This is a genomic window from Actinomycetospora chibensis, from assembly GCF_028737215.1.
GTDB classification, from domain to species: domain Bacteria; phylum Actinomycetota; class Actinomycetes; order Mycobacteriales; family Pseudonocardiaceae; genus Actinomycetospora; species Actinomycetospora chibensis.
The window spans coordinates 135971-161232 of record NZ_JAQZAM010000013.1 but is presented as its reverse complement, the minus strand read 5'-3'; the positions used below and the strand labels follow the sequence as shown (position 1 = coordinate 161232).

General features: G+C 74.9%; 19 protein-coding genes. 9 read left to right on the top strand and 10 right to left on the bottom strand.

Features of this window, described 5'->3' with window-relative positions:
* The first annotated feature begins 9 nt into the window (after positions 1–9).
* Together PH189_RS20525 and PH189_RS20520 are read left to right on the top strand one after the other, a co-directional pair.
* On the top strand, positions 10–1182 hold the full coding sequence (locus tag PH189_RS20525) for a helix-turn-helix domain-containing protein (protein WP_274190688.1): 1173 nt from the start codon (positions 10–12) through the stop codon (positions 1180–1182).
* Positions 1179–2402, top strand: coding sequence for an FAD-dependent monooxygenase (locus tag PH189_RS20520; protein ID WP_274190687.1), 1224 nt, complete (start codon positions 1179–1181; stop codon positions 2400–2402). The genes PH189_RS20525 and PH189_RS20520 overlap by 4 nt, the downstream gene beginning before the upstream one ends.
* 50 nt (positions 2403–2452) lie before the next feature.
* On the opposite strand, the gene PH189_RS20515 is transcribed toward PH189_RS20520, so the two are convergent.
* Positions 2453–3184 carry an IclR family transcriptional regulator gene (locus PH189_RS20515; protein WP_274190686.1) on the bottom strand — a complete coding sequence of 244 codons (732 nt, stop codon included), beginning with the start codon at positions 3182–3184 and terminating at the stop codon, positions 2453–2455.
* Positions 3181–4635 carry an APC family permease gene (locus tag PH189_RS20510; RefSeq protein WP_274190685.1) on the bottom strand — a complete coding sequence of 485 codons (1455 nt, stop codon included), beginning with the start codon at positions 4633–4635 and terminating at the stop codon, positions 3181–3183. Before PH189_RS20510 ends, PH189_RS20515 begins: the two co-directional genes overlap by 4 nt.
* 294 nt (positions 4636–4929) lie before the next feature.
* Between PH189_RS20510 and PH189_RS20505 the strand changes: the two genes are divergently transcribed.
* Together PH189_RS20505 and PH189_RS20500 are read left to right on the top strand one after the other, a co-directional pair.
* On the top strand, positions 4930–6369 hold the full coding sequence (locus PH189_RS20505; RefSeq protein ID WP_274190684.1) for an APC family permease: 1440 nt from the start codon (positions 4930–4932) through the stop codon (positions 6367–6369).
* Positions 6370–6403: 34 nt separating this feature from the next.
* Positions 6404–8338 carry a primary-amine oxidase gene (locus tag PH189_RS20500; protein ID WP_274190683.1) on the top strand — a complete coding sequence of 645 codons (1935 nt, stop codon included), beginning with the start codon at positions 6404–6406 and terminating at the stop codon, positions 8336–8338.
* A gap of 79 nt (positions 8339–8417) precedes the next feature.
* Here the strand turns inward: PH189_RS20500 and PH189_RS20495 are convergent, their stop codons facing one another.
* Both PH189_RS20495 and PH189_RS20490 read right to left on the bottom strand, forming a co-directional pair.
* On the bottom strand, positions 8418–8753 hold the full coding sequence (locus PH189_RS20495) for a DUF3159 domain-containing protein (RefSeq protein ID WP_274190682.1): 336 nt from the start codon (positions 8751–8753) through the stop codon (positions 8418–8420).
* Positions 8746–9951: a PspC domain-containing protein gene (locus PH189_RS20490; protein ID WP_274190681.1), complete on the bottom strand. Its 1206-nt coding sequence runs from the start codon at positions 9949–9951 to the stop codon at positions 8746–8748. Before PH189_RS20490 ends, PH189_RS20495 begins: the two co-directional genes overlap by 8 nt.
* Before the next feature lie 209 nt (positions 9952–10160).
* Here PH189_RS20490 and PH189_RS20485 point away from each other — a divergent pair, with 209 nt between their 5' ends.
* A complete protein-coding gene (locus tag PH189_RS20485) occupies positions 10161–11507 on the top strand; it encodes an ATP-binding protein (RefSeq protein WP_274190680.1) in 1347 nt (448 codons plus the stop codon).
* Entirely contained in the window at positions 11504–12181 is a 678-nt protein-coding gene (locus PH189_RS20480) for a response regulator (RefSeq protein ID WP_274190679.1), read from the top strand. Before PH189_RS20485 ends, PH189_RS20480 begins: the two co-directional genes overlap by 4 nt.
* Positions 12182–12187: 6 nt before the next feature.
* Here the strand turns inward: PH189_RS20480 and PH189_RS30360 are convergent, their stop codons facing one another.
* From PH189_RS30360 to PH189_RS20460, 4 genes are all read right to left on the bottom strand, one after another.
* Positions 12188–13921 (bottom strand): serine/threonine-protein kinase, encoded by a 1734-nt coding sequence (locus PH189_RS30360; protein ID WP_337994177.1) that lies wholly within the window; start codon positions 13919–13921, stop codon positions 12188–12190.
* A gap of 100 nt (positions 13922–14021) precedes the next feature.
* Complete coding sequence (locus PH189_RS20470) at positions 14022–16064, bottom strand: hypothetical protein (protein ID WP_274190678.1); 2043 nt, start codon at positions 16062–16064, stop codon at positions 14022–14024.
* A gap of 254 nt (positions 16065–16318) precedes the next feature.
* Positions 16319–16636 (bottom strand): hypothetical protein, encoded by a 318-nt coding sequence (locus tag PH189_RS20465; RefSeq protein WP_274190677.1) that lies wholly within the window; start codon positions 16634–16636, stop codon positions 16319–16321.
* A 202-nt stretch (positions 16637–16838) separates the two neighbouring features.
* Positions 16839–17228: a chorismate mutase gene (locus PH189_RS20460; RefSeq protein ID WP_274190676.1), complete on the bottom strand. Its 390-nt coding sequence runs from the start codon at positions 17226–17228 to the stop codon at positions 16839–16841.
* A 463-nt stretch (positions 17229–17691) separates the two neighbouring features.
* Here PH189_RS20460 and pcrA point away from each other — a divergent pair, with 463 nt between their 5' ends.
* Entirely contained in the window at positions 17692–20025 is a 2334-nt protein-coding gene (pcrA, locus tag PH189_RS20455; RefSeq protein WP_274190752.1) for a DNA helicase PcrA, read from the top strand.
* A 385-nt stretch (positions 20026–20410) separates the two neighbouring features.
* On the opposite strand, the gene PH189_RS20450 is transcribed toward pcrA, so the two are convergent.
* Together PH189_RS20450 and PH189_RS20445 are read right to left on the bottom strand one after the other, a co-directional pair.
* The gene (locus tag PH189_RS20450; RefSeq protein WP_337994176.1) at positions 20411–21628 is read right to left on the bottom strand and encodes a M23 family metallopeptidase; all 1218 of its coding nucleotides are present in this window, start codon (positions 21626–21628) and stop codon (positions 20411–20413) included.
* Between the two features lie 261 nt (positions 21629–21889).
* On the bottom strand, positions 21890–22861 hold the full coding sequence (locus tag PH189_RS20445) for an alpha/beta fold hydrolase (RefSeq protein ID WP_274190675.1): 972 nt from the start codon (positions 22859–22861) through the stop codon (positions 21890–21892).
* Positions 22862–23145: 284 nt separating this feature from the next.
* On the opposite strand from PH189_RS20445, the gene sucC reads away from it, so the two are divergent.
* Both sucC and sucD read left to right on the top strand, forming a co-directional pair.
* Complete coding sequence (gene sucC / locus PH189_RS20440) at positions 23146–24318, top strand: ADP-forming succinate--CoA ligase subunit beta (protein ID WP_274190674.1); 1173 nt, start codon at positions 23146–23148, stop codon at positions 24316–24318.
* A gap of 1 nt (position 24319) precedes the next feature.
* Complete coding sequence (gene sucD / locus PH189_RS20435; RefSeq protein WP_274190673.1) at positions 24320–25207, top strand: succinate--CoA ligase subunit alpha; 888 nt, start codon at positions 24320–24322, stop codon at positions 25205–25207.
* Positions 25208–25262 lie beyond the last annotated feature (55 nt).

Sequence of the window (25262 nt, the reverse complement as noted above, 5' to 3'; positions counted from 1 at the left end):
GTTGGGCAGATGCACAACGATCGTCGCTGGCGGGATCTCGTGGAGCGCGTGCGCGACGACGCCGACGCGCTGCGGGTCGCGTTCGTCGACCGGGTCCGCACGGTGCCGGCCTACGGGCGGGGCCTCGTCCCCGCCGAGCGGCTCGACGCCGACGCCGACGACACGTTCGCCTACCTGCTCGGCCGTCTCGCGGGGCGCGCCGTGCCGGAGCGGCTGGCCGAGGTGGGGCCCACGATCGGCCGGGACCGGGCTCGCCGCGGCGTGCCGCTCGACGACCTGCTCACCGCGGTCCGCCAGGACTTCGGCGTGCTGTGGGAGGCCCTGCGTGCACGGGCGACGCCGGACGAGGCGGCGCTGCTGGTCGAGCGCGTCCAGACCGTGTGGACCGTCGTCGAGGACTACTCGTCCCGCATCCGGCTCGCGTACCTGGAGGAGGAGGCGGTGCTCGCGCGGGAGCGCCAGGGCGAGCGCACGGCGCTGGTCGGGATCCTCCTCGCGGCCGACGACCCCGCTCCGGAGGACGTCCGGCGGGCCGCGATCGCGCTGGGACTCGACGCCGGGGACGACGTCCTCGTCGCCGCGGCCGCGGGTGGGGACGCGGCCGCGCTCCGACGGGCCGCGGACCGCCTGGCCGCCGGCGGTCGCCCGGTGCACGTACAGCCGACCGGCCGGCACAGCGTGCTGCTCGCGCGCTGGGAGGGGCCGGACGGCGCGCCGGTGCGGGCCGCCCTCGAGGGCGTGCGCTGCGGGGTGGGACCGACGGCGCACGGCCTCGCCGAGGTCCCGCGCCGCGCCCGGCTCGCGGGCGAGCTCGCCGACGTCACGGCGGGCGGGCCCGCCGAGCCCCGCACCCTCGCCTCGGCCTGGCTCCCGCTCGCCGCGGCCCGACTCTCCGACGTCGGGCCCGACCTCGTGGCGTGCGAGCTCGGCGGTCTGGCCCGCGTGCCCGCGGCGGAGCGGGAACGGCTCGTCGCGACGGTGCGCCGCTTCGCCGTCGACGGAGCGGTGGCCGACACCGCCGCGTCGCTGTTCTGCCACCGCAACACCGTGCTGAACCGTCTGCGCCGCGTCACCGGGCTCACCGGGCGGGACCCGACGGTCCCGGCGGACGCCGCGGTCCTGCTGCTGGCGCTCGCCTGCGACGAGATATCTCCATCGTCGAGAGGTATCGTGATGGAGTGAGCGATGTCGTGGTGGTCGGCGGGGGTCCCGCCGGAGTGCTCCTGACCTACCTGCTCGCCCGGGGCGGGGCGTCGGTGACGCTGCTCGAGTCCCGCCACGACTTCGCGCGCCGCTTCCGCGGCGACACGCTCGCGCCCGGGGTGCTCGAGTACCTCGACGGGCTGGGGCTGGCCGAGCCGCTGCTCGCCGAGGTACCGCACACCCGCTCCGACGCCTTCCGCTGGCACACGGCGTCGCGCACCTGGACGCTCGTCGACTACCGCGGCGCGAGCACGCGTTTCCCGTTCTACGCGCTGATCCCGCAGGCCGAGTTCCTGCCGTGGCTCGCCGAGCGGGCCCGCGCGCACGGGGCGACGGTGCACATGGGGGCGCGGTTCTCCTCGCTGCGCCACGATCCCGACGGGCGCGTGTCCGGCGTCGAGTACACGGTGGACGCCGCGAAGCACCACCTCGACGCCGCACTGGTCGTCGGGGCGGACGGCCGGAACTCCAAGGTCCGGGCGACGGCCGGGCTCGCGGTCACCGAGCTGGGGGCGAGCCTCGACATCCTCTGGCACGCCCTGCCGCGCCGCGACGACGACCCGTCGTACTCGGGCCTCGACCTGTTCGGCACGCCCACCGGCAGCGTCGCGCTGCTCGATCAGGGCGGCGACTGGCAGCTCGGGTGGACGATCCGCGCGGGCACGCTCGCCGAGGTCCGCACTCGCGGCATCTCCGCGCTGCGGGACGCCGCCGTCGGCGCCCTGCCGTGGCTCGCCGGGCGCCTCGACGACCTGGGCGACGTCGCCGACCTCACCCTGCTCCCCGTGCGCATCACCACCGTCGAGCGCTGGACGCGGCCCGGGCTGGTGCTGCTCGGCGACGCCGCGCACGTGATCTCGCCGGTGGGTGGCAACGGGATCAACCTCGCGCTCGCCGACGCGGCCGACCTCGCCAACCGTCTCGTCGGTCCCCTGCGCCGGACCCCGCCGTCGCCGCGTCAGCTCGACGACGCCGCGGCGGGCCTCGAGGCCGCGCGCCGCCCGGCCGTCGAGCGCGAGCAGCGGGCCCAGGTGCGCACGGAGCGCGCCGCGGCCGAGCGCATCGGCAACGGCGATCCCGGCCCGCCGCCGGTGCTGCGCGTACTGTCCCGCCTGCCGGGCTTCCCGCGGCTCGCCGGGCGGCGCAACCGCGTCGACGTGCCGGCACCGGTGCCGGTGATCGCGGCCGCCGCACCCTGAGCTGGGGGATTTCCTGCTGCTGGACGTCAGCGGGCCCCCAGGCTGGTAGGTCAGGCGAGCAGCGGGGCCAGCTCCGCCGCGTGCTCGCGGAGGAGCTCGATCAGCTCGGTGTTGGGCGCTGCGACGCGGTCGGCGGGGCCGGTGAGGGCGAGGCCCGCGACGAGGCGGCCGTCGCCGGGCGCGCGGATCGCGACGGCGAGGCAGCCCCGGGCGGCGTGGAACTCGCCGCACTGGCGGGCGAGGCCGGTGCGCGCGACCTCGACGAGCGCGACCTCGAGCTCGTCGCGGTCCACCACCGTCCGCGGGGTCAGGCGGGCGAGCGGGCCGTCGGGGAGCTCGTCGTGCTCGGCGAGCAGCAGGCGGCCGAGCCCGTTGGCGTGCGGGTGGCGGGCGAGCTCGTCGGCGTCGGTCGGCGGGTGGTCGGGGTCGGGGTCGACGAACAGGAACCGGTGCCGGTCGTAGGCGACGAGGTGGGCGCCCCAGCGGACGCGCTCGCGCAGCCGGCGCATCACGTCGCGCGCGGCGGTCGGGGCGGAGAGGGGCGCGGGCGCGAGGTTCGCGATGCGCCGGCCGAGGGCGAAGCCGCCGAGGTCGGGCAGCCGCACGAGGTACTCCTCGGCGACGAGCAGGTTGAGCAGCCGGTAGGTCGTGGCCGGCGGGATCCGCAGTGCGGCGGAGATCTCCTTCGCGGTGACGCCGACCCCGGCCGCGGCCACCTCCTCGAGGATGAGCAGCGCGCTGCGCACCGCCTGGGGCTGCCGCCCGCTGATCGGCGAGGTCACCGGGGTCCCGCGGCGAGGACGTCGGCGGTGGTGGTCTCGTCGTACACGCCCATCCCCCGCAGGGCCGCCCCGCGGCGCCGACGCAGGACCACCCAGCCGCCGGCGCCGAGAACGAGCAGGCCCGCCAGGGTGATCAGCAGGCCGGCGCTCGCGTGGAGCACCACCACGACGACGGTGGCGACGAGCGCGGCCGACGCGAGCACCGAGGCCACGACGACCCCGCCGGTGAGCTCGCCGATGCGGGCGAGGAACCGGGGCGCGGCGAGGCACACCAGCAGGTAGGCGGCGAGGAAGCCGAGGGTGGCCACCGCGACCAGCCCGCCGAACACCGTCGCGGGCGCGACGCCGGCGGCGGTGCCGACCACCACCACGGCCGCCGGCACCGGCACCGTGACCCACACCGCGACGGCCGGTGTCAGGTGGCGACGGTGGGTGCGCCCGAGCGCCGCGGGTGCCACGCCCTCGCGGGCCAGCGAGAACAGCACGCGGACCAGCGTGTTCAGCGCGGCCAGCGCACACGCGCCGAAGGAGGCCACGATGCCGACGTCCATTCCGACCGAGGCCCAGCTGAGGTCCCCGACGGTCGCCGGGACGCCCGACGTCGGGCTCGTGGCGCGGCCCGCGCCGCCCGGCGTGGCCAGCTGCACGAGGGTCGCCACGAGGTAGAGCACGGCGGCCACGGCGGCCGTGGTGGTGATGGCCCGGGGGATCGATGCGAACGGCCTGCGGGCCTCGACGCCCAGCGACGCGGCGCTGTCGAACCCGATGAACGCGGCCAGCGCCGGCAGCACGCCGACAGCGATGCCGCCCAGCCCGGGTCCACCCAGCCCCGACCCGGACCCGGCGCCCACCGGGGCCGGCGGCGTGCCGGGGGCCGTGGTCAGGGCGAGCGCGACGAGCACCACGAGGATGAGGCCGATCGACACGGCCTCGATCACCAGCATCACCCGCCCGGCCAGACGGACACCCCGGACCGCGCCCACCGCCACCGTGATCGCGAGGACGACGACGAGCGCGACGCCGACGCCAGCGGCGAACGCGTCGCCGCCCCCCGCGAGCCGCGCCACGAGCGCGCCGCCGTACCAGGAGACGCCGGCGAACGTGACGGCGACGAGCATCCCGTACCCCACGACCATCGCCACCGCGCAGGCGTAGGCGCCGCCGGGGCCCAGCCCCTGCGCGGTGAAGCTGTAGAGACCGCCGGCCGCGGCCATCCGTCGCGCGAAGACCGTGATGCACGCGGCGACCAGCCCGACCACGACGGCGGCGATCGCGAACGACCAGAGCGCCCCGTTGCCGGCGGCGGCGATGACGAGCAGCGGGGTCGAGGCCATCGCGCCGGCCGGGGCGGTGGTGGCCACGGACTGGGCGAAGACCCCCGGCGGGCGCAGGGAGCGACGGCGCAGCCCGGCCACCGGCGAGCGCGACCGCAGCACGGGGATGCGCGTCACGGCGGACCTCCGGGCGTCGGCACGCCCGTCACCGTAGGGCCGGAGCCCCGTCACGGCGACGAACTCGTCCTCCGAACGAGAAACGACCCGCCGCGATTCTCATTCCGACGGCTCCGCGCGAATGGCCGATCTCCGTTCGGAGAACGATCGAAGGTCACGACGTGGATTCGTGGGAGTTCGGATCTCTCCGGACCCCGCGCAGCTCAACGAGGGGTTGACCCCGCGGGAACGCCTCCGCAAACGTGACCCGCGACATTCTCCTCGGCCCCTTTCCTCCGATTCCCGGGAGTCGCCATGGCCGCGCCCACCGAATCCGCCCACGCGCCCGCCACACGCCTGTCCGGCACCCTCGGGGTCGGTGCCATCGTCTTCATGGTCGTCGCGGCGGCCGCCCCGCTGACCGTCATCGCGGGCACCATCCCGCTGGGGGTCGGGGCCGGGAACGGCGCCGCCTTCCCGGCCACCTTCGTGCTGTGCGCGGTGGTGCTCCTGCTCTTCGCCGTCGGGTTCTGCGCGATGAGCCCGCACGTCCCCGACGCCGGCGCCTTCTTCACCTACGTGCGCCACGGTCTCGGGCGGCCGCTCGGGATGGGCGCGGCGTTCCTCGCGCTCGCCACGTACACCGCCGTCCAGCTCGCGGTCTACGGCTACATCGGCGCGGCGATCGACGAGCTCGTCACCAGCTACGGCGGTCCGAGCGTGCCGTGGTGGGTCTGGACGATCGCGGTGATCGCCGTGGTCGCCGTCCTCGGCTACCGCCACATCGAGCTCTCCAGCCGGGTCCTCGGCGTGCTGCTGATCGCGGAGATCGCGATCGTGGTGGTGCTCGACGTCGTGGTGGTCCTGGCGGGCGGCTCCCCGGAGGGCCTCTCGACGGCGGCGTTCGACCCCGGCCAGATCTTCTCGGGCGCGGTGGGCATCGCGATCATGTTCGCGATCGCGAGCTTCATCGGGTTCGAGGCCACCGCGGTGTTCCGCGACGAGGCCCGCGACCCGCAGCGCACGATCCCGCGCGCCACCTACCTCGCGCTCGTCATCATCGGGGTCTTCTACGCGGTGTCCAGCTGGGCCATCGTGTCCGCATGGGGCGACGAGGCCGCGGTCGCGGAGGCCGGGGCGAACCCGGGCACGTTCCTGGTCTCGACGGCGACGAACTGGCTCGGTCCCGTCGGCGGGCACATCGTGACGATCCTGCTCGTGACCAGCCTGTTCGCCGCGATCCTCGCGTTCCACAACGTCGCGGCCCGCTACTGGTACGCCCTCGGAGGGCACCGGGCCGTCCCGGCCGCGTGCGGTCGCACGCACCAGAGCCACGGCTCGCCGCACGTCGCATCGCTCACCCAGACCGGGATCTCGCTGCTGTTCATCGTGGTGTTCGCGGTGGCCGGGCTCGACCCGGTCGCCCAGGTCTTCGCGTGGATGGCGGGCACCGCGACGCTCGGCGTCCTCGTCCTCATGGTGATGACCTGCCTGGCCGTGCTCGTGTTCTTCGCCCGCAGCGGGGTCGACCGGCGCGTCTGGAACACCCGGATCGCCCCGCTGCTGGGGCTGCTGGGGCTGCTGGGCTGCCTGGTGCTCACCCTCGGCAACTTCCCGACGCTCATCGGCGGCTCCACGGCGCTGGCGGTCGGGATCGGCGCCGTGCTCGTCCTCGTCACCCTCGCGGGCGTGGCCGTCGGCATCACCCGGCGCGAGGGCACGCCGCCCGTCGTCACCCGCGAGACCGCCCTGTGACCACCCGTTTCCAGCCGATCCGGAGGACTGCACCGTGACCGCCACCGCCCCGGGGAGCGTCGCCGCCGACGCCGCGACCCACCCGCTCGACCTGGCCACCACCGAGGAGTTCCGGGCCGTCCGGGAGGTGCTCGCCGACGCCGGGATGCTCGGCGACTCCGTCCGCTACTGCTTCGCCGGGCTCGAGGAGCCCGACAAGGCGGCCGTCCTCGCCCACACCGACGGCGACCGCGTCGACCGGCGGTTCCGCGTCCTGCTGCTCGACATGAGCGGCGCGCCCTCGCGCGACGTCGTCGTCTCCGCGACCCGCGGCGAGGTCGACGCGGCGGTCGAGCTCGACCCCGCGACCAGCGGCCAGCTCCCGATCATCGACTCCGAGTTCGAGATCATGGAGGAGATCGTCCTGGCCTCCACCGAGTGGTGCGACGCGCTGCGCCGCCGCGGCATCGACCCGGCGACGGTCCGGGCCGTGCCGCTCTCGGCCGGGGCCTACTACCCGGAGGAGACCGGGCGACGCATGGCGCGGGTGCTCGGGTTCCGCCAGGACCACGAGAAGGACTCGCCCTGGGCGCATCCCGTCGACGGTGTCGTCGCCTACGTCGACCTCGTCGCCCGCGAGGTCTCCCGCGTGATCGACCACGCGCCGCTGCCGGTGCCCGACGAGCCGGGCAACTTCGACGACCCCGAGCAGGTCGGCCCGCAACGCACGACCCTGAAGCCCATCGAGATCACCCAGCCCGAGGGGGTCAGCTTCACCCTCGAGGGCAACCGGCTGCGCTGGGAGGGCTGGGACCTGCGCATCGGGTTCAACGAGCGCGAGGGCCTGACCCTGCACCAGATCGGCATCCACGGCCGGCCGGTGGTCTACCGGGCGTCGATCGCCGAGATGGTGGTGCCCTACGCCGATCCGTCGCCCGTGCGGTTCTGGCAGAACTACTTCGACGCCGGCGAGTACATGTTCGCCCGCTACGCCAACTCGCTCGAGCTCGGCTGCGACTGCCTCGGCGAGATCCGGTACATGGACGTCGTGGTGGCCGACGACGACGGCTCGCCGCGCACGATCACCAACGCGATCTGCCTGCACGAGGAGGACTACGGGATCCTCTGGAAGCACACCGACCTGTTCACGAACGCGTCGGAGACCCGCCGGCAGCGTCGCATGGTGATCTCGTTCTTCACCACGATCGGCAACTACGACTACGGCTTCTACTGGTACCTCTACCTCGACGGCACGATCGCGTGCGAGTCGAAGTTGACCGGCATCCCGTTCACCTCGGCGTACCCGTCCGAGGGGCACCCGTTCGCGACCCGGGTGGCGCCGGGGCTGGGCCTGCCCTACCACCAGCACCTGTTCTCGGCGCGCCTGGACATGGCCGTCGACGGCCAGCGCAACGCCGTCGAGGAGTGCGAGGTGGTCGCCCTGCCGATGGGGGAGGACAACCCCTGGGGCAACGCCTTCACCGAGTCGCGCACGCGGCTGACCCACGAGGCCGAGGCCCAGCGCCTCGCCGATCCGGGCCGCGGCCGCACCTGGCAGGTGGTCAACCCGGAGTCGACCAACCGCCACGGCCGCCCCGTCGCGTACGCCCTGCAGTCCGACGGGAGCCCGACGTTGCTCGCCGACGAGCGCTCCGTCGTCGCCGGCCGCGCCGCCTTCGCGACGAAGCACCTCTGGGTCACCGCCTACGACGCCGACGAGCGCTATCCGGCCGGCGACTACGTCAACCAGCACGCCGGCGGGGCGGGCCTGCCGACCTGGACCGCGGCCGACCGTGCCCTCGACGAGGACGGCCGGGGCGCCGACGTCGTCCTGTGGCACACGTTCGGCCTGACGCACGTGCCGCGCCCGGAGGACTGGCCGATCATGCCCGTCGACTACGCCGGCTTCCGGCTGATGCCCGTCGGGTTCTTCGACCGCAACCCCACGCTCGACGTCCCGCCGTCGTCGAACGGTCACTGCCACTCGTAGGCCCCGGCACTCCTGACCCTGCACAGCATTACTGGCTGGTATCGCTCGCTGTGCGAGCGATACCAGCCAGTAGTCGTTCTCAGGGGCGGCGGCGCAGGGTCGCGAGGAGGACGCCGAGCCCGACGCCGACGGCGCCGAGGGCGAGGACCCAGCGCGGGTCGACGCTTGCGATCGTGCCGGTGAGGGCGAGGACGGCGACGAGGATCGCGGCCAGGCCGGCCACGAGGCCCAGCGGGTCGGGCCCGGGCCGGCGGGCCGGGGCCTCGCCGGCCTCACCGTCCATCGTGTCCACGTCGTGGTGGATCGTGTAGGGCTGGTCGGGGGTGTAGGGCTGGTCGGTGTAGGACTGGTCGGTGTAGGACTGGCCGGTGTAGGACTGGCCGGTGCCGGTCTCACCGGGTCGGCGCTCATCCACGGCGCACCTCCACGTCTCCGCCGCCGCTGACGGCCTGCAGCTGGATCCTCGGGCCGCCGGGCCCGTCGGGTCCGAGGTCGGTCACCGGGCCGTCGACCCGGCCGAGGCACTCCGCCGTGCCGCCGCCGCTCTCGCAGGTCGCGGTGACGTCGGCGTTGATCGGCACGAGGACGGTGACGTCGCCCGCGCCGCTGCTCACCTCGGTCTGCACGGGCGGCGACCCCGGCGGGGTCGCGGCGAGGCCGCGCAGGTCGAGCTCGGCGTCGCCGTAGGCCGTCTCGTAGGCCGGGGCGACCGTGCCGATCATCGGCGCCCAGGAGGCGTCACCGAGGGTCTGGACCGCGCCCGGCGCGCCGTCGGAGTCGAAGCGGAAGTCCCCGTCGTTCCACGGGCCGTTCCCGGCGCCGTTGGCGGCGGCCACCAGCACGAGCGCGAGCGGCACCGCCGCGATGATCAGTCCGCGTCCCCGGTGCAGGAACGCACCGACCACCAGTCCCGCGCCGATCACGGCGAGGGCGGTGCCGAGCACGGCGGTGACGCCGAGCGGCACCAGGCCGAGCAGGCCCAGCAGGGCGACGATCCCGGCTGCGACGATCGCGGCGCCGAGGGTCACGGGCACGACCTTCGAGCGCGGCTTCGACGGCTCGGGCGGCGCCGCGGGCTCCGGGAGGTCCCAGGCGAACGGCGCCGCGCCGAGCGGGTCCCACGACGGCGGCTTCGGGGCGTCCCCGGTGTCGGCGGTGGGCGCCACCCCGTCGACCGCGACAGGCCGCTGCGGGTCCCGCAGGTGGCCGCGGCTGCGGTGCAGCGCGTAGAGCAGGCCGACCGCGACGACGATGCCGATCACCGTGCCGAGGTCGCCGGAGAACGCCGAGGCGACCGCGGCGATCCCGAGGAGCGTCCCGATGACGACCGCCCACACCGGCGTCTCGCGGCGCCGGCCCGTCTCGTCGACCCGCGGGAGGACGAGGATGCCGGCGATGTAGACCAGCAGGCCGACCCCGTAGAACAGCGAGACCACGAACCCGACCCGCACCAGCGTCGGGTCGACGGCGTAGCGCCGCGCGATCGCGGCGGCGACGCCCGCGATCTTGCGGTCCTCCTTGAGCCGGGCGGGGCGCGTCGCCCACATCTCACGGAGGGTCGCGCCGACGTCGGCTCCCGCCGGCGCCCGCGACCCCTGGCCGGGACTGCTCATCGTCCTCATCCTCCTCGCCGTTCGGGCCGGTGTGCGCGGCCCGTCGTTCCCCGTCGGCCCCGTGCGAGCCGGCGATGACGTCGACACTGGCCGCCGCACAGGCCCGAAACCTCCGGGAGCGACCCCGGTCCCCACCCCGAGACGACCCCGAGGACCTCGGGGGTCTCCGACCGGCCCGCCCGGGGGCGCGCGCGTGTGACGATGACGTCGTGGACGAGACGGCCTCCGTGGAGGAGGTGGACACGGTGAGCGAGGCGGCGGCACCCGCTGCCCCGGCACCCGCTGCCCAGCCCGCGCCCTTCGCCCTCTCGCGTGTCCGCCGCCGCCGGCAGGGATCGGTGATCGCGGGCGTCACCGGCGGGGTCGCCGACCACCTCGGCGTCGACGTCCTGCGCGTGCGGCTGGTGTTCGTGCTGCTCGTGGCCGCCTCCGGCGCCGGGTTCCTCGCGTACGCCGCGCTGTGGCTGTTCTGCCCCATCGAGCCGCGCGGCGTCCGGCGCGAGCTGCCGCCGAACGAGCGCCGCCAGGGCCTGGGGCTCGCGACGCTCGGGGTCGGGCTCGCGTTCGTGCTCTCCGCGCTGGGCGGGGAGCTCTCCGGCTGGGTGACCGTCCCGCTCGGGGTGGTGCTCGCGGGCGTGGCCCTGGTGTGGCGGGAGGCCGACACCGGCACCGGGGTCGCCGCCGGAGCGACGCGTCGCGCGCGCTGGCTCGGCGGGAAGCTCGGCCTCGTGCGGGCCCTGGCGGGCGCGCTGCTGGTCACCGCGGGGATCGCGGCCTTCCTGCTCGGCAACATCGACCTCGGCCAGGTCCAGTTCGGCCTGCTCGCGGCCCTGGCCACCCTGGCCGGCGTCGTCGTGCTCACCGTGCCGTGGTGGCTGCGCCTGGTCCGCGAGCTCGGCACCGAGCGCACCGAGCGCATCCGCGGGCAGGCGCGTGCCGACATCGCCGCGCACCTGCACGACTCGGTGCTGCAGACCCTCGCGCTGATCCAGAAGCAGGCGGGCGAGGACGCCTCCGGCCGCGAGGTGCGACGCCTCGCCCGCAGCCAGGAGCGCGAGCTGCGGGCCTGGCTCTACGGCCCGCCCGGCGGCGACACCGGGCACCCCGCCGCCGCGACCGACGCGACGCTGGCTGCCACCCTCGCCGCGGCCGCCGGCGAGGTCGAGGACGACTACGGGGTGCGGGTCGCGCCGGTCGTGGTGGGCGACGCCCCGCTGGACCCGGACACCGCCGCCCTGGTCGCGGCGGCCCGCGAGGCGATGGTCAACGCCGCCAAGCACGCCGGCGTCGACGAGATCGACGTCTACGCCGAGGTGGAGACCGAGACCGTGGAGATCTTCGTGCGCGACCGCGGCTGCGGGTTCGACCCGGCCGCGGTGCCCGACGACCGGCGCGGACTCGCCGGCTCGATCACGGACCGCATGGCCCGCCACGGCGGGAAGGTGCAGCTGCGGAGCACACCGGGCGCGGGCACGGAAGTCGGTCTCGTCCTGCCCCGTGCCCGGCGCGGGACCCCGGCCGCCGCCACCCCCGACAGCGAGGAGGAGACCCGATGAGCGAGCCCGCCGCGCCCGACGACGCCGTCAGCGTCGTGATCGTCGACGACCACGCGCTCTTCCGGCGCGGGGTGCGCGCCGAGCTCGAGTCGCTGGCTCGCCGCACCGTCAGCGTCGTGGGCGAGGCGGGCTCGGTCGACGAGGCCGTCGCCGTCATCGGGCACCGCCGGCCCGACGTCGTGCTCCTCGACGTGCACATGCCGGACGGCGGCGGCGCCGCGGTGCTCGCCCGGACCCGGCCGGAGCACCCGGAGGTCGTGTTCCTGGCGCTGTCGGTGTCCGACGCCGCCGAGGACGTCATCTCGGTGATCCGCGCGGGCGCGCGCGGCTACGTCACCAAGACCATCTCGGGCCGCGAGCTCGCCGACGCCGTGGTGCGGGTGCACGCCGGCGACGCTGTGTTCTCCCCGCGTCTCGCGGGCTTCGTGCTCGACGCCTTCGCCGACCGCCCCGGCGCGACCGGTGTCGTCGACCCCGAGCTCGACCAGCTCACCCGGCGCGAGCGCGACGTCCTGCGCCTGCTGGCCCGGGGCTGGTCGTACAAGGAGATCGCCGCCGAGCTCGTCATCTCGGTGAAGACGGTCGAGACCCACGTCTCGAGCGTCCTGCGCAAGACGCAGTCGTCCAACCGGCACGAGCTCACGCGCTGGGCGAGCGACCGCCGGCTGGTGTAGCGCCGATCAGCTGTCGTCGTCCCTGCCGCGACCGCGGTCGCCGCGGTCGCCCCCGCGGTCGCCCCCACGGTCGCCCCCACGGTCGCCCTGCTCGTCGCCCGAGCGCCCGTGGGAGTCGTCGTCGCCGTGGTCCTCGACGCGCGTGGTCGGGGGTGACGAGGTGGTGGTCGGGCCGGACGCCTCCGCGACAGGGGCCTCGAGGCTCAGCCCGGTGGCGGCCGCGCGGGGGCTGGCCGCGTCGACGTTCTCGTCGGTGTCGATGAGCCAGCGGCCGTCGGGCCCCTGGACCATGCCGAGCTCGTGCACCTCCTGGCTGCGCTCGCGGCCCTCGGGAGCGAAGTCGAGCGTGGCCCGCACCGTGTCGGCGTCGAGCGCCGAGGCGTCGACGACCTGCACCGACGAGATCGTCGACCAGAACGCCTGGTAGTTCCCGAAGCCGCCCGTGCGGGCCTGCAGGTTCGGCCCGAGGCGCGCCCAGCCGGCGGCCTCGTTCCCGGTGACCACGCCGTAGTAGTCGCGGACCGCGCTCACCATCGCCGCCTGCGGGTCGGCCTCGCCGCCGCCGACGGTCGACCCGACGGTCGCGCCCGTGGTGTCCGTGCCCGACGACGAGAGCAGGGCGACGCCGACGACACCGCCCGCCACCAGGGCGACGAGGAGCACGATGACGGCGATGGTCGCGGTCGGCCGGCGACGTGGGCGTCGCCGCGATGCCGGCGGCTCGGGGGCCGGCATGCCCTGGCGGGTGGGCGGCCCGGCCGGTGCCGGCCCGCTGGCCGGCGGGGAACCGGGCCGGCCGGGTCCGCCGGCGCTGCCCCAGGGGTCCGACCCGTGCCGCGCCTCGGGCACGGGCGGCGGGCCGCCGGCGGGGTCGGTGGCGCCCAGGGGGACGAGGTCGGCGAGCGGGGTCTCGGTGCGCCCGCCCGCGTGCGCGATCCGCCCCAGCTCCTGGCGGGCCTGCGCGGCGGACGGGCGCTCGGCGGGGTCGTCGCGCAACAGGCGCATGAGCAGCGCGGTCAGTGGCCCGGCCTGCTGCGGCGGGACGACCTTGCCGGCGGCCACGGAGTGCAGGAGCGCGAGCGCGTTGTCGTCGGCGCCGAAAGGCGGGATGCCCTCGACGGTGGCGTAGAGGGTGGCGCCGAGGGAGAACACGTCGGACGCGGAGGTCGAGTTCTCGCCCCGGGCGACCTCGGGGGCGAGGTAGGCCGGCGTGCCGGCGAGCATCCCGGTGCGGGTCAGCGTCAGGTCGCCGGTGGCGCGCGAGATGCCGAAGTCGGTGATCTTGACGGTGCCGTCGGCCCCGAGCAACACGTTGCCGGGCTTGACGTCGCGGTGCACGATGCCGGCCTGGTGGGCGGCGTCGAGCGCGTCCGCCACCTGGCGCCCGATCCGCGCCACCGTGCGCGGCTCGAGGGTGCCCTGCTCGCCGAGGACGGCGGCGAGGCTGCGCGACGGCAGGTACTCCATGACCAGCCACGGCTCGTCGCCCTCGATCGAGGCGTCGAACACCGAGATCGCGTGCGGATGCTGCAGGCGGGCGGCGATCCGGCCCTCGCGCAGGGTGCGCTGGCGGACCTCGTCGGCCTCCCGCTCGTCGAGGCCGGCGTGCAGGAACACCTGCTTGACGGCGACGACCCGGCCCAGACGCTCGTCCGTGCCGCGCCACACGACACCCATCGCCCCCGCGCCGATCCGTTCCTCGAGGCGGTAGCGCCCGGCGACCACGCGGGGAGCGCTCACCGGCTGCTCCCCGTCCGTGTGTGCACGAGGGTCACAGTAGAGGTCCCGACCGGGTGACGACCACGCGCCCGGCGAGCCCCCACCGCACCCCCGCGGCGGTTCAGGAGCCGCCCAGCAGGCCGTCGACGGTGTCGTCGACGGCGCCGGTGGTGTCGCTCGCGGTGTCGGTCACCGAGTCCACCGTGTCGTCCACCGTGTCGCCGACGGCGTCGGTGGTGTCCTCGACCGTGTCGCCCGCGGACTCGGAGACCTCGTCGACGGTGTCGGCCGTGTCGGCCCCGGTGTCGTCGGCCGTGTCCGCGCTCTCCTCGACCAGGTCGGAGGCCGTGTCGCCGACGACCGGGGTGTCGTCGACGGCGTCGGAGGCCGAGTCGCCGACCTCGTCGACGGTGTCGGTGACGTCGTCGGTCGCCGACGCGACCTCGTCCGTGGTCGCGTCCAGCGCGCTCCCGACGTCCTCGCCCGTCCCGTCGACGGCGTCCGTGACCGCGTCGGTGGTGGGCTCGACGACGTCCTCGGTGGACGGGACCGGCGTGGTCGCGGCGACCTCGCGGGCGCCCCGGACGGTCGTGGCAACGGTCGAGGCGGCCGGCGCCACGACGTCGTTCCCGACCGTCGCGGGCACGCCGCTCACGGGGGTCGAGCCCGCCAGCACGCCACCGAAGAGGCCGCCGACGCCGTCGACGACCGGTCCGACCTCGCCGACCGTGGTCTCGACGACCCCGGCGAGGCCGCCGACGGTCGTCCCGACCGTGGTGCCGGCGCCGCCGACCGTGTCCCCGAGCCTGCCGGTCACACCCTCGACGGTGGTGCCGACCCCGCCGACGGTGTCCCCGACGGTGGTGCTCAGGCCTCCCACGGTGTCGTCGACGGTCCTGGTGAGGCCGCTGGCGACGGGCCTGACGGGGCCGCCGACGAGGCCGCCGACGGAGTTGCCGACACCGCCGATCGTGCCGCCCACGCCGGTGCCCAGCTCGCCGACGGTGTCGCCGACGCCGCCGACGAGACCGCCGGCGGTGGTGCCGACGCCGCTGATCACGCCGCCGGCGCCGGCGCCGACGTCGCCGATGACACCGCCGGCCGTGTCGCCGACGCCACCGATCACGCCGCCGACCCCGCCGATCACCCCTCCGACGGGACCGCCACCGGGCGCTCCGCCGCCGGGTGTTCCGCCGCCGGGTGTTCCGCCGCCGGCTCCGCCACCGCCGGCTCCGCCACCGCCGGGGAGCCCGGGGGCGCCGCCGGGGAGGCCGCCTCCGCCGGGCGCTGCGCCACCGTTCGCGCCGCCCGGGGTGCCCGCGCCGCCGGGGAGCGTGCCCGCCCCACCGTCCAGGAGGCCGCCGGCGAGCCCGCGGCCCGCGACGGCGGACCCGCCCGGGGCGCCGAGCCCCAGGCCGAGGTCGGCGACCGAGGCGCTGAGCGTCACTTGCGCCGGCGTGGCGATGCCGTCCGGGCCCAGGGCGCCGGGGATCGAGCCCGGCAGGCCGGGGCCGCCGAGGCCGGGCGGGAGCGCGACCGGGCCGCCCGTCCCCGGACCCTCCTCGATGAGCGGCGGGACACCGGGCAGCGGCAGGCCGGCCACGCTCGCGACCGCACCGGCGACCAGGAGGACGCCCGTGCTCGCTCCGAGCGCCCGGCTGTTCCCGCGGCCGAACACGTTGGTCCGGCGGCGCGCGGAGCGCCCGGGGGTGGGCGGGGTGGGTCGCCGGAGGGCGAGGGGGGCCGGGGGCTCGTCGGCGACGATCTCGTCCGTCGCCGGCTCGTCGGCTGCCGCCGTGGCCGGAGGCGACCCGTCCATCACCGGCGGCGGCACGGTCAGCCGGGCGAGGATCTCGGTGACGGGGATGCCGGCGGTGTGGCGGGGCTCGTCGGCGACGGACGCGCTCTCGGGGTCCCGGAACAGGTCGTGGACGGGATGGCGCGGCACCGGGACGAGCTCGATCAGGCCTTCCTCGTCGACGCTGTCCTCGTCCGGGCCGGCGTCGTCGAGGTCCTCGAGGTCGTCCGCACCGTCGTGGGCGACGATCTCGGGGTCGTCGTCCCCCGGGAGCGCCGGCGGGGGGACGGTGGGGACGGCGAGGAGTGAACCGGTGGTCGTGGCCGGCTCGTCGAACCAGGCGTGCCGGCCCTCGCCCTCGCGCATGTCTGCCGCTCCTCGTCCGTCGAGGACGCGCCGGGTCCGGGTTCACCGGGACGGGGGCGCGTCGTCCACTCCGTGTGAGGACATAGCTACTCGCGTGTCATCCGGGCGGGGAAGGTCTATCCAGGGGACGAAGGTCCATCGTCCGGGTCAGGGCGCCCAATGGGCGTGCCGTGCCTCTTGGCGCGCCCGGCGCTGCCCGCCGACCGGTCGTACACAATCGACCGCCGTCGGTCGTCCGGCGACGACCGTTCGGCTCAGGACGACCCGGAGGCGAGCCGCTTGCGGGCGCCCTGGAACTGGTTCACCGCGACGAGACCCACGCCGCCGCCGACGAGCAGTCCGACGACGTCCAGCGGGACCCCGCCGCCGGTGAGCAGCAGGGCCACGAGGGCGCCCAGCGCGAGACCCCCGGCGGCCGGGATGCGACTGCGCGCGTCCGCAGCCAGATGTCCGGCGCCCGGACGCTTCGATGCCACCGACGAGAGCATCAACAGGTACCCGCCGTAGCCCAAAGAGGCGAGCAGGCCCAGCACGGTGATGATCGTGGCGATCAGGTCGATGACCGTTCCCATGACACCAGGGTGCCACTCGTCGTGTGGGGTCCGTAGTACGTCGCGAGGGTCTGCGGTGTGCGGCGCGTGCGCCCGGTGCCGGGACCTCACCCGTCAGGACGCAGAGGATGCGGCCGTTCGTGTGGCGGGCCCGATGCGGCCCGTCCCGTTCGCCCGCCGGACAGGAGGCCGGGGCGGGGGTGCCGCACCCCGCGGCGCGTCCTCAGCTCCGCCCGCCGAGGCGTCCCCGGCCGAGGCGCAGCAGCAGCATGGCGAGCTCGCGACCCTCGGTGCCGAGCCCGCGGAAGCGGGCGAGGACCTGCATCTCGCGGTTGTAGACGATGCGCGGCCCGCCGGCGGCCATGCGGGCCAGGCCGATCCGCTGGGAGATCTCCGAGCGCCGGCGCACGAGACGCAGCAGTTCGGCGTCGATCGCGTCGATCTCCTCCCGCAGCGCGGGGATCTCCTCGGCGGTCGCCGGGGCCAACGGCGCGGCGGCCTCGGGCGCGCCCTCCTGGCCGTCCTCGGGCGCGGTCTCCGGCGCGCCCTCGGGGGCGGGCTCCGCCGCCGTCGCGGCGTCGGACGTCGGGGCGTGCGCGGGATCGCTGGTCATGGCACTCACGGGATCGGCCTCCAGGGGGTGTCCGGGGTGGGTGGGGTCCTCCTGACCCCGGACACGAAGACGCCCCGGGGTCCGTGGACTCCGGGGCGGCGTGGGTCGGGCGCGGCGGGCGCGTCAGGTGTCCACGGGCACCAGGGTCCGGTACCCGTAGAAAAATCGACGCGACTGCTCGTGCACGCGGATCACTATGCCATCGCGCCTCGATGCCGCCAACCGTCGGCTGTCGGGGGTTGTCGGACGGTCCCGGTAGCGTGGACCGACGATGAGCACCGGTCCCGCCACCCGCCCGCCCGCGTCCGACGCCGGGTCGGGTCCGCCGGTGCGCTCGGCGGCCTCCGCCCTGTCGCGCCGCCTCGCCGCCGCGGCCGCCGGAGGCGGTGACGCCGGGGCCGGAGCTGCGGTCCGCCGGGACACCGGCCGTCCCGATCCGGCCGAGGATCCGCTGCTCGAGGGCATGAACCCGCCCCAGCGCGAGGCCGTGGTGCACACCGGCTCGCCGCTGCTGATCGTCGCGGGCGCCGGGTCGGGCAAGACGCGGGTGCTCACCCACCGCATCGCCTGGCAGATGCGCCACCAGGGGGTCGGACCCGGCCAGTTCATGGCCATCACGTTCACCAACAAGGCCGCGGCCGAGATGCGCGAGCGGGTCGCGGCGCTGGTGGGTCGCCGTGCGAACGCGATGTGGGTCTCGACGTTCCACTCGATGTGCGTGCGGATCCTGCGCCGGGAGTACCGCCACCTCGGGCTGAGCTCCACGTTCTCGATCTACGACGCGGACGACTCGCGGCGGCTGGTCGCCACGGTCGCCCGCGGGCTCGACCTCGACACCAAGAAGTACTCGCCGCGCGGGCTGCTGGCGCGCATCTCGGCGTGGAAGAACGAGCTGGTGTCGCCGATCGAGGCCGTCGACGCCGCCGCCACCGAGGCGGAGAAGCGCACCGCCGAGGTCTACACCGTCTACCAGGACCGCCTGCAGCAGTCGAACTCCCTCGACTTCGACGACCTCATCGGCCGCACGGTCGACCTGCTCACCCGCTTCCCGGACGTCGCCGAGTACTACCGGCGCCGGTTCCGGCACATCCTGGTCGACGAGTACCAGGACACCAACCACGCCCAGTACATGCTGGTCCGGGCGCTGGCGGCGGGCAGCGACGACGGCTCCGTCGAGCCCGCGGAGCTCTGCGTGGTGGGCGATGCCGACCAGTCGATCTACGCCTTCCGCGGCGCCACGATCCGCAACATCGTCGAGTTCGAGCGCGACTACCCCCAGGCGCGCACGATCCTGCTCGAGCAGAACTACCGCTCCACCCAGCGCATCCTCAGCGCCGCCAACGCGGTCATCAGCCGCAACGCCGAGCGGCGGGACAAGCGGCTGTGGACCGACGCCGGCGACGGCGAGCTGGTCGTCGGCTACGTGGCCGACAACGAGCACGACGAGGCCGCGTTCGTGGCCTCCGAGATCGATCGCCTCGTCGATGCCGGCGAGGTCCGGTTCGGCGAGGTCGCGGTGTTCTACCGGACCAACGGCCAGTCCCGTGTCTTCGAGGACGTCTTCATCCGCCTCGGGCTCCCGTACAAGATCGTCGGCGGGGTCCGCTTCTACGAGCGCCGCGAGGTCCGCGACGCGATGGCCTACCTCAAGGTGCTGTCCAACCCCGAGGACACGGTCTCGCTGCGCCGCATCCTCAACGTCCCGAAGCGCGGCATCGGCGACCGCGCCGAGTCGGTGGTGGCCGACGCCGCCGACCGCGAGCGCATCACGTTCGCCGCGGCCCTGCGCCGTGCCGCGGCGGGCGAGGTCCACGGGCTCGCGACGCGCTCGCAGCGCAACATCGCCGACTTCGTCGAGATGATGGACGGCCTCGCCGCCACCGTGGCGGGCGGCGCGTCGGTCGACGAGGTGCTCGACGCCATCCTCGACCGCTCCGGCTACCGCAAGGAGCTCGAGGGCTCGGAGGACCCGCAGGAGCAGTCGCGCCTGGAGAACCTCCAGGAGCTCGTCAGCGTCGCGCGCGAGTTCGTCCAGGACGCCATCAACGCCGAGGGGCTCGAGGAGGAGCCGGCTGCCGCGGCCGTGAGTGACGATGACGGCCAGGACGACACCCCGGGCGACGGCCTCGCCGAGCCCGGCTCGCTCGAGGCGTTCCTCGAGCGGGTGTCGCTGGTGGCCGACGCCGACTCGATCCCCGACGGCGGCGACGGCGTGGTCACGCTGATGACGCTGCACACCGCGAAGGGCCTCGAGTTCCCGGTCGTGTTCGCCACCGGCTGGGAGGACGGCATCTTCCCGCACTCGCGGGCCCTGGCCGACCCGGCGGAGCTCTCCGAGGAGCGCCGCCTCGCCTACGTCGGCATCACCCGCGCCCAGCAGCGTCTCTACCTCTCGCGGGCGGTGATGCGCTCGGCGTACGGGCAGCCGCAGGCCAACCCGCCGTCGCGGTTCCTCGACGAGGTGCCCGCGGACGTGTGGGAGTGGCGGCGCGTCGAGCCGACCTTCGAGCGCTCGTCGCCGGTGGGTCGCACGCGGTTCGGCTCCGGGCGCTGGGCGAGTCCCGGCACCGACGTCAGCGGGCGCCCGTCGCGCCCGTCACCGATGCGTCCGGACTGGAAGGAGGCGCCGACGATCTCGCTGGACGTCGGCGACCGCGTCAGCCACGACAAGTACGGCCTCGGCACGGTCACCACCGTCGACGGCGTCGGCTCGCGGGCCACGGCCACGATCGACTTCGGGTCCTCGGGCACCGTGCGGCTCATGCTCATCGGCGGCGTGCCGCTCACGAAGCTGTAGCCGCTGATCAGGGGCGCGTCATGCACCCGGGTCGGCCGGCCCGGGTCGATGAGGTGCTCGTGATCCCGGCGATGACGTGAGACCGCCCGCCCGCACATCGCGAGTGGCACGTTCCGCAGACCGTCGGGCGTGTCGGTCATGCGCAACGTGCCGCTCGCCGCGGGCCGGGTGCGCCGAGGTTCGGCCCGACGCCTCGACGCGGCGCGTCAGTGGTCCTCGCCGGCATCCGAACACCCGGCGTCCGAACGGCCCCCACCCCGCAACACGAACGGCGCGTTCGCTGCTGCGGAAGCAACGAGAGCGCCGTTCGTCGGGCACCCGCTGCCGACGAGGGCCCCGGAGCGCGGTGCGCTGCGGGGCCCTGGTCGTCCTACGGGGGAGCGGACTAGTCCTGTTGGGATCCCAGCGAGATGCCGCGCTCGGCGAGCCACGGCAGCGGGTTGATCTTGTTCTCGCCGTTGGTCCAGACCTCGAAGTGCAGGTGCGGGCCGGTGGAGCGGCCGCGGTTGCCGATCTCGGCGATCTCCTCGCCGGCCCGGACCTGCTGGCCCTCCCGCACGTAGGAGCGGTTCACGTGGCCGTAGACGTTGATCGTGCCGTCGTCGAGCTCGACCTTGACCCACATCCCGAAGCCGCTGGCCGGGCCGGACTCGACGACCGTGCCGTCGGCGACCGAGACGATCGGGGTGCCGATCGGGCCGGCGATGTCGATGCCTCGGTGCGACGAGCCCCACCGGGCGCCGAAGCCCGAGGTGAAGCGACCCTCCGCCGGCTTGACGAAGTCGGGGCGGGCGGCTTCGGCGGCGGCGCGGGCCTGGGCGGCGCGACGCTCGGCGGCCTTGCTGATCGCGCTGACCTGACCCGGGCCCTCGGCGGAGTCCTCCTCGTCCGAGGACGCGGCGGCGGACGAGGCCGGCGCCGTGACGGGCAGGACGTTCGAGGTGGCCGCGTCGAGGCCCGTCGAGGAGACCGAGGAGGCCGAGGAGGCCGAGGAGGCCGCGGAGGACGACCCGGTGTCGGTCGTGGTGCCGCGGTCGGCGGCGAGAGCCAGCTCGGCGGTGGTGGGCGCCTCGCCCAGCGCGTCGAGGCCGGCGAGGCTGTGACCCGCAGTGGCCACGGCGCCCACGGCGACCGCGGCGACGGCCAGACGGCCCCGCAACGGCGACGGGCCACGCCCGGCGGGCGGCGCGGGGCGCAGGCCACGGCCGGGGTCGGCGTCACGGCGCTGCGGTGCCGGCCGGGGTTCCCGGCGCGGCTCACGGGGGAGCTCGCGCGGGTCGGACGGCAGGGGACGGCGACCGTCGCCCTGGGGGCCCTGCGGCCCCGCGGGCCGGCCACCGGCGGGCCGTGCGGGGGCCGGAGCCGGACCGGGACGGAGGCCGACGGGCCGGGTGGGGAGCGGTCCCGGTGCGCGCCCACCGGTGACCAGGCCCGCGGCGTCGCCACCGCGGCGCCCACCACGGGCGCCGAGCCCGGGCAGACCACCGGCGATGCCGCTGAGGTCGGGGAAGCGCGGGCCCGACGGTCCGCCGGCGAGAGCCGGGGTGAGACCGAGGGCGAAGAGGGGCGCGGACGGCGGGCGGGGGGAGCTGTGACTCGCCAAGACCATCCTTCCCGCAGATCGGGGTCCGTCGCGGCGGCGCGGGCCGGGGGAGCCCTGAGGAACGTTCGGGGTCGTTCCGTATGCCGTTCGTGACCAGACCGTGATGAGGACCAGCGGAAGGTAGCCAGGACGTCACGTCCCCGGCAAACGACACGAGTGCCTCGAGCGGGTCGCTACGCCGTGCGTGCGGGCGGGCGCGCTGAGCGGTCGTCACCGGGACGGGTGACGCCGTTCGACCCGTCCGGACCTAGAAGAAGCCGTTCATCCGGCGAGTGCCCGCTGGTCGCGCCCGCCGCGGAGCGGGCGTCGGGCGAGCAGCCGGCCCACGAGGTGTACGACCTCGGGGTCGATGGTCATCGACAGGTGCCCGACGTGCTCGAGCGTCACCTCGGTGACCTGCAGGTCCGGGTGCTCGAGCCGGGCGTGGGACTGCGGGATGATCAGCTGGTCCTGCTTGCTCCACACGGCGACGATGTGGGTGCGGCACCCGGGGGCCGGCTCCTCGAGCTCGCGGAGGAGGTCGGAGCCGGGGCACAGCTGCTGCGGCACCGGCGTCGGCGGCAGGAAGTGCGCGATGAGGCTGCCGCGGTGCGGCGTGCCCAGGGTGACCAGCGTGTCGACGCGGGCGTCGCCCCCGAGCCGCTGGACGTAGTAGCGCGCCATCAGACCGCCCAGCGAGTGGCCGACGATGTGGACGCGGTCGGCCCCGGTGCTCGCGCAGATGCGCTCGACGTGGTGGCCGAGCTCGCGTGCGGCCTCGCGGATGTCCCCGGTGAACGCGGTGAGCACGCTGAAGTTGACGGCGTGCACGACGCCGAACCCGCGCCGCCGCAGCTGGCGGGCGAGGAGTGCGAAGATCGAGCGGTTGTCGACGATGCCGTGCACCAGGAGCACCGGTGTGGTCGACGCGTCCATGTCGGAGACGACGAGGCTCCGCTGCGACGGGCTCAGGGCGTCGGTGCGGTGATGGACGAAGGTGCCCGCCGGGCGCAGGGCCTCGTCGATCAGTCCCCACGGGTAGAGCGAGAGGTGCACGGCGGTGTAGGCGAGCTCGACGGCCAGCCCGCGCACGCCCGCGGGGACCCCGACCGTGCGGGCGGCGTAGGTGACGCCGCGCCAGAGGGCGCCCGCCACCGAGGCGAGGGGGCCCGCCCCGACCGGCTCCACGGCCAGGTCGACGGGTCCGACGCCGCCGTGCTGCGCGTCCCTCGACATGACACTCGTCACGTCCATGAGGTGGACGTTAGGCGCTGTTCACGTACGTGTCACCTGGACCTGGGTCCAGACCGATCAAGATCAGCGTCCGGATCACGGGTCCGTGCGCGGTCCGGAACGATTCAGCACTCCGTGGGGTGCTTCCTGTGTCCTGCGTCGCCCCGGTCACGGCGACCGGTGCCGACCAGCCTGGATAGGGTCCCCGCACATCCGTCGAATCGTGGGCGCCGGCGGCGCCGCGCGACCTCGCCCGGCGCCCGCCGACCGGCGGCGGCCGGGGAGTTGGTGAGGAGAGTTCACGAGTGGACCTGTACGAGTACCAGGCGAAGGACGTCTTCGCCGCCCACGGCGTGCCGGTGCTGCCCGGGCGCACCGTCGACACCGCCGCGGAGGCGGAGCGCGCTGCGCAGGAGATCGGCACGGCGGTGGTGGTCAAGGCGCAGGTGAAGACGGGCGGCCGCGGGAAGGCCGGCGGCGTCAAGCTGGCGAAGGACCCGGCCGAGGCCAAGGAGAAGGCCGAGGCGATCCTCGGCCTCGACATCAAGGGCCACATCGTCCATCGGGTCCTGGTCACCGAGGCCAGCGACATCGCCGAGGAGTACTACTTCTCCTTCCTCCTCGACCGGTCCAACCGCACCTTCCTGGCCATGGCGTCGGCCGAGGGCGGCATGGAGATCGAGGAGCTCGCCGTCGAGCGGCCCGAGGCGCTGGCCCGGGTGCCGATCGACGCGATCGCCGGCGTCGACCGCGCGAAGGCCGACGAGATCGTCGCCAAGGCCAAGCTGCCCGCCGAGGTCGCCGACGAGGCCGCCCAGGTCATCGTCAAGCTCTGGGAGACCTTCGTCGGCGAGGACGCCACGCTGGTCGAGGTCAACCCCCTGGTGCGCGACCCGCAGGACAGGATCATCGCGCTCGACGGCAAGGTCACCCTCGACGAGAACGCCGAGTTCCGGCACGCCGAGCACGCCGAGCTGGTCGACGAGCGCAGCCAGAACGCGCTCGAGGCCAAGGCGAAGGAGAAGGGCCTCAACTACGTCAAGCTCTCCGGCGGCCAGGTCGGCATCATCGGCAACGGCGCGGGTCTCGTCATGTCGACCCTCGACGTCGTCGCGTACGCCGGCGAGGCGCACGGCGGCATGAAGCCCGCCAACTTCCTCGACATCGGCGGCGGCGCTTCGGCCGAGGTCATGGCGGCCGGGCTGGACGTCATCCTCGGCGACGACGACGTGCGCAGCGTCTTCGTCAACGTCTTCGGCGGCATCACCTCGTGCGACGCGGTCGCGAACGGCATCGTCGAGGCCCTGAAGATCCTGGGCGACGACGCCGCCAAGCCGCTCGTCGTCCGCCTGGACGGCAACAACGTCGACGAGGGTCGCCGGATCCTCGCCGAGGCGAACCACCCCCTGGTCACGGTGGTGGACACGATGGACGACGCGGCCGCGAAGGCCGCCGAGCTGGCTGCGGCAGGGGCCTGACATGTCGATCTTCCTCGATGAGAACAGCAAGGTCATCGTCCAGGGGCTCACGGGCTCCGAGGGCATGAAGCACGCGACGAAGATGCTGGCCTCCGGCACCAAGATCGTCGGCGGCGTCAACGCCCGCAAGGCCGGGACGACCGTGGAGATCACGGGCACGAACGTGCCGGTCTACGGCGGCGTCGAAGAGGCCATGAAGGAGACCGGGGCCGACGTCTCGGTGCTCTTCGTGCCGCCGAAGTTCGCCAAGGACGCCGCGGTCGAGGCCATCGACGCCGGCATCGGGCTCGCCGTCGTGATCACCGAGGGCATCCCGGTGCACGACTCGGCCTGGTTCTGGGCGCACGCCTGCGCCAACGGCAACCGGACGCGGATCATCGGTCCGAACTGCCCGGGCATCATCAGCCCCGGCAAGTCCAACGCCGGCATCATCCCGGCCAACATCGCGGGCCCGGGCACGATGGGCCTCGTGTCGAAGTCGGGCACGCTGACCTACCAGATGATGTACGAGCTGCGGGAGATCGGTTTCTCCACGGCGATCGGCATCGGCGGCGACCCGGTGATCGGCACGACGCACATCGACGCCCTCGAGGCGTTCGAGGCGGACCCCGAGACCGAGGCCATCGTCATGATCGGCGAGATCGGCGGCGACGCCGAGGAGCGTGCGGCCGACTACGTGAAGGCCAACGTCACGAAGCCCGTCGTCGGCTACGTTGCGGGGTTCACGGCTCCCGAGGGCAAGACGATGGGCCACGCCGGTGCCATCGTCTCCGGCTCCGCGGGCACCGCGCAGGCCAAGAAGGAGGCGCTCGAGGCCGCCGGCGTCAAGGTGGGCAAGACGCCCTCCGAGACCGCCGACCTCGCGCGCTCGCTGGTCAGCCGGGGCTGACGCCCCGGCCCGACCGCCCGCTCCACCGCTGACGTCGTCGTCCCGGGAGGACACC

Excerpts from the sequence above, each read along its gene's own strand:
- PH189_RS20525 (WP_274190688.1), top strand. The coding sequence starts at position 10 with ATGCACAACGATCGTCGCTGGCGGGATCTCGTGGAGCGCGTGCGCGAC.
- PH189_RS20505 (WP_274190684.1), top strand. The coding sequence starts at position 4,930 with ATGGCCGCGCCCACCGAATCCGCCCACGCGCCCGCCACACGCCTGTCC.
- PH189_RS20490 (WP_274190681.1), bottom strand. The coding sequence starts at position 9,951 with ATGAGCAGTCCCGGCCAGGGGTCGCGGGCGCCGGCGGGAGCCGACGTC.
- PH189_RS20480 (WP_274190679.1), top strand. The coding sequence starts at position 11,504 with ATGAGCGAGCCCGCCGCGCCCGACGACGCCGTCAGCGTCGTGATCGTC.
- PH189_RS20470 (WP_274190678.1), bottom strand. The coding sequence starts at position 16,064 with ATGCGCGAGGGCGAGGGCCGGCACGCCTGGTTCGACGAGCCGGCCACG.
- PH189_RS20465 (WP_274190677.1), bottom strand. The coding sequence starts at position 16,636 with ATGGGAACGGTCATCGACCTGATCGCCACGATCATCACCGTGCTGGGC.
- PH189_RS20460 (WP_274190676.1), bottom strand. The coding sequence starts at position 17,228 with ATGACCAGCGATCCCGCGCACGCCCCGACGTCCGACGCCGCGACGGCG.
- pcrA (WP_274190752.1), top strand. The coding sequence starts at position 17,692 with ATGAACCCGCCCCAGCGCGAGGCCGTGGTGCACACCGGCTCGCCGCTG.
- PH189_RS20445 (WP_274190675.1), bottom strand. The coding sequence starts at position 22,861 with ATGGACGTGACGAGTGTCATGTCGAGGGACGCGCAGCACGGCGGCGTC.
- sucD (WP_274190673.1), top strand. The coding sequence starts at position 24,320 with ATGTCGATCTTCCTCGATGAGAACAGCAAGGTCATCGTCCAGGGGCTC.